Raw genomic sequence first — 6,837 nt, 5'->3', positions numbered from 1 at the left:
AACTTTACAAGATATTTATTCAAAAATTGCAGACATTTACGAGAAATTCTGTGATGGCTTAGAAGACTCTGATCCTGTGACGATGATCACTGAGCAGTTAACTATTAGTGAGACTGCATGGACTACTAACGGGCTAACCTTTGACAATCCTGATGCAGATGGAGCAATTGGCACAGCCCAATTAGAGATAAATAGTGTTTTAGCGATCGCCTTACAGCTTGCAAAAGATGAAGTTTCTTTTGATGATGCAACGATGGCTAATGCTCAAGGGGACATTGTGCCAATCCCCAAGGGCAGCCCGATCATGTTGTTGCCAAAACTAATTAAGTTGTTGGTGCTTTACAAAGCTCCTTTGAAGTTTTTAATGAATGTAATTCTGGATTACATCAAGGATGTAATTCTGGAACATATCAAACGGAAGTTAGTTGAGAAGAATGCAGAAATATATCAATGTGTTGATATTGCTAGCTCACAGCTTATAAAAATCCCTAAAGAAGCGAAGCAAATCATACTTTCTTTTTCTAATTTGCCTGATTGGATTGGCAAGAGATTTGAACCAGCAAACTTGAATAAGTCAATAATTACGCCTAGTCCGCCTGTGGTAACTGATATGAGTAAGTTTATTCTTAGTGCGCTAGGAACTATTCAGATCGGTTTTCAACTAACAGGCTCTGGTGTTGCTGGTACAGTTTTCTGGGATATAGATACAAGGCTTGAATACTACAGGCAATATATACAATTGCCTGAGTATGAATTTGTTAATTACCAAAGGTTTGCATATATTCATTTGAATTATGAAAACACCTGTAACCTTTGTTTTTTAAGAGTTTGATGGGATAAATCTAATATCTCGAAAATAATTATTAGAGTTAAAACTGTCTGTTGGAAAAGAACCAACAGAAGTATTAAATACACCTGTTGAAATAGCGCTACCAGTATACAAAACGTCACTCAATAGAACATCAGTAAAGTAATTGGGTTGAGCAGAATATGATTCATTACTATTCACAGATACGGTGTAGAAAGTATCAACACTTATGTTTAGAGGTGAGTCCAATAATTGCTCTTGCCATCCTGATGAAGTTTCAGAGGTAAAAGCCTGTGTTCTCAAGAGTGTCCCTCCTGAACTCCATATATGACCTGTATGAGTTCCTGTCTCAGTGGATGGTTTGAAATACCTGATAGCAGTTATTTGTCCCTCAACACTAGACGCAAATCTAAACCCAAGTTCGTAAGGCGGTTCACCTGAAACAAAGTTATCAGGCTCATCACCAAAAAAGGTTATGCCTAGGAATTCAAGGTATCCATCGATTTTTAATTCAATGCATCGGAACCACTTTGGTGCGATCGCTCTAATTTTGTAAATCTCTAGCCAATCTGGTACGACTAATAAAGCCGCCTCATTGATTGGTGATTCAAACCTATAGGCTCTAGTTTCGGGTGTTGACTCATCTAGCATCAAGTCTATATATGCTCCAAGTTGCCAACTAGGTTTTGGGTATTCATTGCCAGACGTTACCCTTAGATACCTGTGGTCGAAACTGCCATCAACCAAAATAGGGGGCAATGGTGCGCCGCCGACATGGACTGTTTGGGCTTCGTATATGGTTAGCCAGTTTGCGGGATTTGCTAAATCGATCATGCTTTTTGGGGATTCTAGTTAACACAAAACGTCAACGAATTGATTGCTTTTACAAAGAAGAGGAGCGCTGGTTTTTAGAAACATATTCTGGAGTGCAAGAAAGTTTCCAACTATTGAGTATTAATTTTGAGGGCAAATTTGCGGATCTCTATGAAGATGTTATTTTTGATTGATAATTGCTGTAAGCAGGTTTTGAGGAAAGCTATCATGCACCAGTCTGTAACATATCAAGAAATTAGATGTTGTAAGTTGGACTTAGGAAAATGAGATATGCTAGAAACTCTTATTCGTGAAATTGTACTTAAAGAGGTTATCAAGTGCTTCTAGATATTAGGATACTTAGCATTGAGAACTTTGAGATTTTAAGAAAACTATTTGAGTATTTACTACAGCAGGAGCAACAATGACTCAAGATAATTCTAGTTACGAAATGATTACGATCGCAGTTGAACCTTATGAAGATAAACCTCAGGTTGGTAGCTCTGTAGCGAATCCCAGAGGCTTTTTGAGTGGAGAATCTCAGTCGGGCAAAAATTTACTTAAAACTGAAAAGACCTTAACTGTGGGGGAACTCGAACAGAAGATGTCAGGTTTCTTGCAGATGGTGGGACGGGTTTTTAGCAGTGCGGAAAAGGAGGCAAAAAAGACATCGGGAATGTGTCTGAATGAAATTGAGTTATCGGTGGAGATTGGTGCTGAAGGAGAAATTCGGTTAATTGGTAGTGGTGCTAAGGCAAGTGGCAAGAGTGCGATTAAGCTGAAGTTTAAGCGGGTTGAGGGTGCTTAGGCTCTATGGCAAATTGGGCGATCGCGATCGGTATCAATCAATATGATTTTTTGCATCCTTTGAAGTATGCTGAAGTATGCGAAAAATGACGCGCTGCATATTTGTCACTTTCTCAAAGAAGAGGCAAAGTTTGATCGCATTTTCTATTTCTCTGACGATTCCCCAGAGTTAGAGGGCAATAAAACTAAGCCTTTTCGCAATAATTTACTGAGGTTATTTAAGGAGGTGTCTGCTCAGCCGATGCTCCATGAATGTGATAATTTTTGGTTCTTTTTTGCGGGGCATGGCATTTTGGAGGATGGGATTGATTATCTAATGCCGAGTGATGGCGATCCTGATAATGTGATCAATACGGGAATTGCGGTCAATCAGGTGATCCAAAGTTTGCGCGGAAGTGGTGCGGGCAATGTGATTTTGGTGCTAGATGCTTGTCGCAATCAGGTACGGCGTAATGGTGGCACGCGATCGGGCGAGGGCATTGGTCGCGAAACTGAGCGAGAAGCCAAAATTGACGATGTGATTAGTATTGCGGCTTGTAGCCCGTCGGAATATTCCTATGAAGTAGATAACCTTGAGCATGGGGCGTTTACCTATGCTTTGGTGGAGGGTTTGGGTGTGCAGGGGCGTTGTGCAACGGCGGCAAAGCTAAATACTTATCTGAAGCATCGTGTGCCTGAGTTGGCGAAGATGCGGCAGACTCCGCGCATGATGCTCGATCCACAGGAGAAGGGACATTTGATCTTGATGCCGAAGTATGCCGAAAAGATCGATCTAGAACCGCTCAAGAAGGAGGCTTTTAAGGCGCGTTGCAACAAAAATCTTGATATGGCAAGGCGTTTGTGGATGCAGGTTTTGGCGGTGGATGGGACGGATTATGAGGCGATTACCGAAATTGAAGGTTTGGCGGTGGATAGGTATATGGCTAAACTGTTAGAAACTAAAGATAAGGCTTCTGGAGCGTCAAATAATCCAGAATTGTCAATGAGGCAAGCAAATCTAAAAACAGTTGAGCATCGTTTTACATAACCTCAAATAGGAAAGATACATAAAGTTGACTGGTAGTATTGCAATTTTATTCACTGGAAACAAATTTTCTCTATATTCATATTATGAGTTTTATATAAGCATTCCCAAATCAAGAAAATCTGCAAATTTGCAGATTTTCTTGATTTGGGAATGCTCTCTCCCTACATGATTTTGATTTTACTGATAAATTGTCCCCGTGTTGCGAGGTTGAGTACAGAGTCTATTCATCTAGCTCCACCCCTAGTTGACGTAATTTTTCAGAAAGGCGCTTAGCTCTTAGGTCTGCCTGCTCCGCTCTCTGCTCTGCTTCTTGAATGGCTAAGTCTAACTCTTCTAAGGTTCGTAACTTCTCGCCACTATCGAGACGATAAAAACTAATTAGATATTCATCAGCCTCTAACCTCAGTTGCTATACCTGACTGCAATGATCAGTGATTGGCTCATATATCTCTGCGGTATTGAGCCGATAACCACGCAGTTGCTCAGTGATCCATTCCCCATAGGGATCAAACAACCAATATTCCGTAACACCTAGTTGCTCATAGAGCATTTTCTTGAAGTTGAAATCAGTATCCTTTGTTCCTGCTGATGTCACTTCGATGATCATCGCTGGGTTTTGCTTCCATTCCCAGATCTTGTAGTTGTCATAGAGTTTCTTCGTGATGTCAAAGACTACCATCACATCAGGGGCAACTCTGGCTCTGGGATTCCCTTCAATGTAGTAGAGAAATTGATCAGCAAAGACGACCGCTTGCTGATTTTGTAAATATAGACGCAATAATCCGAAGGTGTTGAGAATTGCGGAAGCGTGCTGTTGGGTTTCAGCCAATGGTTCTCCGTCTGAACTGGGATAGATGATTTCTGGGGTAGTGCTAGACAGCGATCGCGCTTCGGTGATGGCTACCATAGTTAACTCTTGGCTAAGGATTTATCTAAAATTATAGGCTAACAGCTAAAAAACAGAGCTTGTGTCTCTAGCTAAGCTGGCGACACAAGCTTCTAGGTTTTACCCTACTCTGATTGCTATAATCACCTTATCGCGCTGCTTAGGAAAATATCATGACTCCAGTGATTATTACCCCAAAAGTCGAAGCTCAACTCCTATGGACAAGTGCCGACCTCGAACTCCTACCCGACAACGGCAACCGTTATGAAATTATTAATGGAGAACTTTACGTGACGAGAGCGCCTCACTGGAAACATCAAACCACTTGCGGTAATTTTTACTTCGAGCTAAAAGCATGGTCAAAAATAACAGGATTGGGATATGCCGCAATGGGTGCAGGTGTAATCTTTGGTGATAAGGATGATGTTATTTCTGATGTGGTGTGGATCAGCAAAGAGAGATATGAAATTTTGATTGATCAGGCGGGACAATTGCTTGGTGCGCCTGATATTGCGATTGAAGTACTATCAGCAGGAACAGAAAACGAAAGACGCGATCGCGAAGTTAAGTTAAAACTCTATTCATCTCGGGGAGTTTTGGAATATTGGATTGCTGATTGGAGAAATAAGCAAGTTCAAGTTTATCGTCGGGAGAATGGAATTCTCAAATTAGCAATGACTCTATTTATAAGTGATACTCTCACTTCACCATTATTACCAGAATTTGCTTGTCCTTTAGTCCAGATTTTTGAATAAGTTTGCTAGAGAAGTTAGCAAATGAGCATATGTTCATTTGCCAACTTCTCTACATAAGGCGGTAAAGTAAAGCCAGATCTAGAAATTTTGTGTTTATGGCTTTTCAACGTGCTAGTGGAATTTTGTTACATCCAACCTCCCTACCCAGCAAATTTGGGATTGGGGATTTAGGAGAGACAGCTTATCAGTTTATTGAGTTTTTATCGCGCAGTGGTCAAAAGCTTTGGCAAGTGCTGCCCCTTGGCCCCACAGGATACGGTAACTCTCCCTACATGAGCTTTAGCGCGATCGCAGGTAGCCTTTATCTGATCAGCCCTGAACTATTAGCAAAGCAACATTTGCTCAAGGAAGAGGATTGGGCTGATATTCCTGATTTTGATCAAGATCGCGTTGATTTTGCGGCAGTAATGCCATACAAGCGCAAATTGCTAGAGATTGCTTTTGAGCGCTTTAAACAAGGCTATGTTGATCAAGATCTCCAGCATCACCATGATCTGTATTTGCTCCAAGAGCAATTCAAAAAGTTTTGCTACGAAGAAGCTGACTGGCTCGAAGACTATGTGCTATTCATGGCATTGCATGAACAAAATCCTAAAGTTCTTTGGAATAATTGGGAACCAGCGATTGCCAGACGAGAGCCTCAAGCATTGCAACAAAAGCGTGAAGAACTGCACGAGCAAATTGAGTTTCAAAGATTTGTGCAATTCATCTTTTTTGATCAATGGCTGAAGCTAAAGCAATATGCCAATATGCGAAACATTCAGATTATTGGTGATATTCCTATTTATGTATCTCACAATAGCGCTGATGTCTGGGCAAACCCCAAAAACTTTGCTCTCGATCCTGAAACCTATGAAGTCTCACAAATGGCAGGAGTACCACCCGACTATTTCAGCGCCACAGGTCAGCTATGGGGAAATCCCGTCTATAACTGGGAATATCTCCAAGAAACTGACTTTGCATGGTGGATCGATCGCTTCCGCTTTTTAAATCGGTATGTAGATATTATTCGGATCGATCACTTCCGAGGCTTTGAGGCTTTTTGGCAAGTTCCCGCAGGTGAAGAAACTGCAATTAAGGGCGAATGGAAAGTTGCTACTGGGACAGAACTATTTACAAGGCTTTATGAAGTAATGGGTGAGTTACCAATTCTTGCCGAAGATCTTGGTGTGATCACTCCTGAAGTTGATAAATTGCGCGATGACTTTGGTTTTCCGGGAATGCGCGTCCTGATGTTTGCCTTTGGCGGCGGCTCGGACAATTTCCATTTGCCACACAACTATGTGCGAAATAGTGCTGTCTACACAGGAACCCATGACAATGACACGGCTGTAGGTTGGTGGCAAAGGGCAAGTAAGTACGAAAAGGAATTGTTCTACAAATATATAGTTGGGTTTGCCGCAGGTGAGCCGATCAACTGGGTGCTAATCCGCATGGCGATGGCGGCTGTGTCGGTAATTGCGATCGTGCCGTTACAAGATGTCCTTGGTTTAGACAACAGTGGACGGATGAATACCCCAGGTACAGCAACAGGAAATTGGGGCTGGCGCTATAGCGATCCCGATGTACTCAATCAAGATCTCAGCGATCGTCTACTCGAAATTACCCAACTGTATAGCCGCTAAAAAATATCTGCACAAATTCTGTACAAAATAAAGGGTTCACTTTGCGAACCCTTTATTTTAGTCTTAAGCAACTTGACACAAAATTTGGTATGAGAATATATATCTACTATTAATAA

Annotated in this window: 6 protein-coding genes and 1 pseudogene; 5 read left to right on the top strand and 2 right to left on the bottom strand. The window is 41.5% G+C overall.

The window, feature by feature from the left end:
- The coding region (locus tag B9G53_RS27435) for a hypothetical protein (protein ID WP_176453221.1) at nt 1-832 on the top strand (832 nt) is incomplete at its 5' end.
- Here the strand turns inward: B9G53_RS27435 and B9G53_RS14365 are convergent.
- Nucleotides 821-1,642: a DUF4082 domain-containing protein gene (locus B9G53_RS14365; protein WP_094533459.1), complete on the bottom strand. Its 822-nt coding sequence runs from the start codon at nt 1,640-1,642 to the stop codon at nt 821-823. The two genes, B9G53_RS27435 and B9G53_RS14365, sit on opposite strands and share 12 nt — an antisense overlap.
- Nucleotides 1,643-2,045: 403 nt before the next feature.
- Here B9G53_RS14365 and B9G53_RS14360 point away from each other — a divergent pair, with 403 nt between their 5' ends.
- Both B9G53_RS14360 and B9G53_RS14355 read left to right on the top strand, forming a co-directional pair.
- Nucleotides 2,046-2,429, top strand: coding sequence for a hypothetical protein (locus tag B9G53_RS14360; protein ID WP_094533457.1), 384 nt, complete (start codon nt 2,046-2,048; stop codon nt 2,427-2,429).
- Between the two features lie 66 nt (nt 2,430-2,495).
- Nucleotides 2,496-3,455 (top strand): caspase family protein, encoded by a 960-nt coding sequence (locus B9G53_RS14355; protein WP_094533455.1) that lies wholly within the window; start codon nt 2,496-2,498, stop codon nt 3,453-3,455.
- Nucleotides 3,456-3,675: 220 nt separating this feature from the next.
- Here B9G53_RS14355 and B9G53_RS14350 read toward each other — a convergent pair.
- Nucleotides 3,676-4,362: pseudogene (locus B9G53_RS14350) on the bottom strand (Uma2 family endonuclease).
- Between the two features lie 152 nt (nt 4,363-4,514).
- On the opposite strand from B9G53_RS14350, the gene B9G53_RS14345 reads away from it, so the two are divergent.
- Both B9G53_RS14345 and malQ read left to right on the top strand, forming a co-directional pair.
- A complete protein-coding gene (locus B9G53_RS14345; RefSeq protein ID WP_094533453.1) occupies nt 4,515-5,096 on the top strand; it encodes a Uma2 family endonuclease in 582 nt (193 codons plus the stop codon).
- A gap of 95 nt (nt 5,097-5,191) precedes the next feature.
- A complete protein-coding gene (gene malQ, locus B9G53_RS14340) occupies nt 5,192-6,721 on the top strand; it encodes a 4-alpha-glucanotransferase (RefSeq protein WP_094533451.1) in 1,530 nt (509 codons plus the stop codon).
- Nucleotides 6,722-6,837: the final 116 nt, after the last annotated feature.

It is taken from the genome of Pseudanabaena sp. SR411, from assembly GCF_002251945.1.
Lineage (GTDB): Bacteria > Cyanobacteriota > Cyanobacteriia > Pseudanabaenales > Pseudanabaenaceae > Pseudanabaena.
This window is presented reverse-complemented; position numbering and strand designations above follow the sequence as displayed.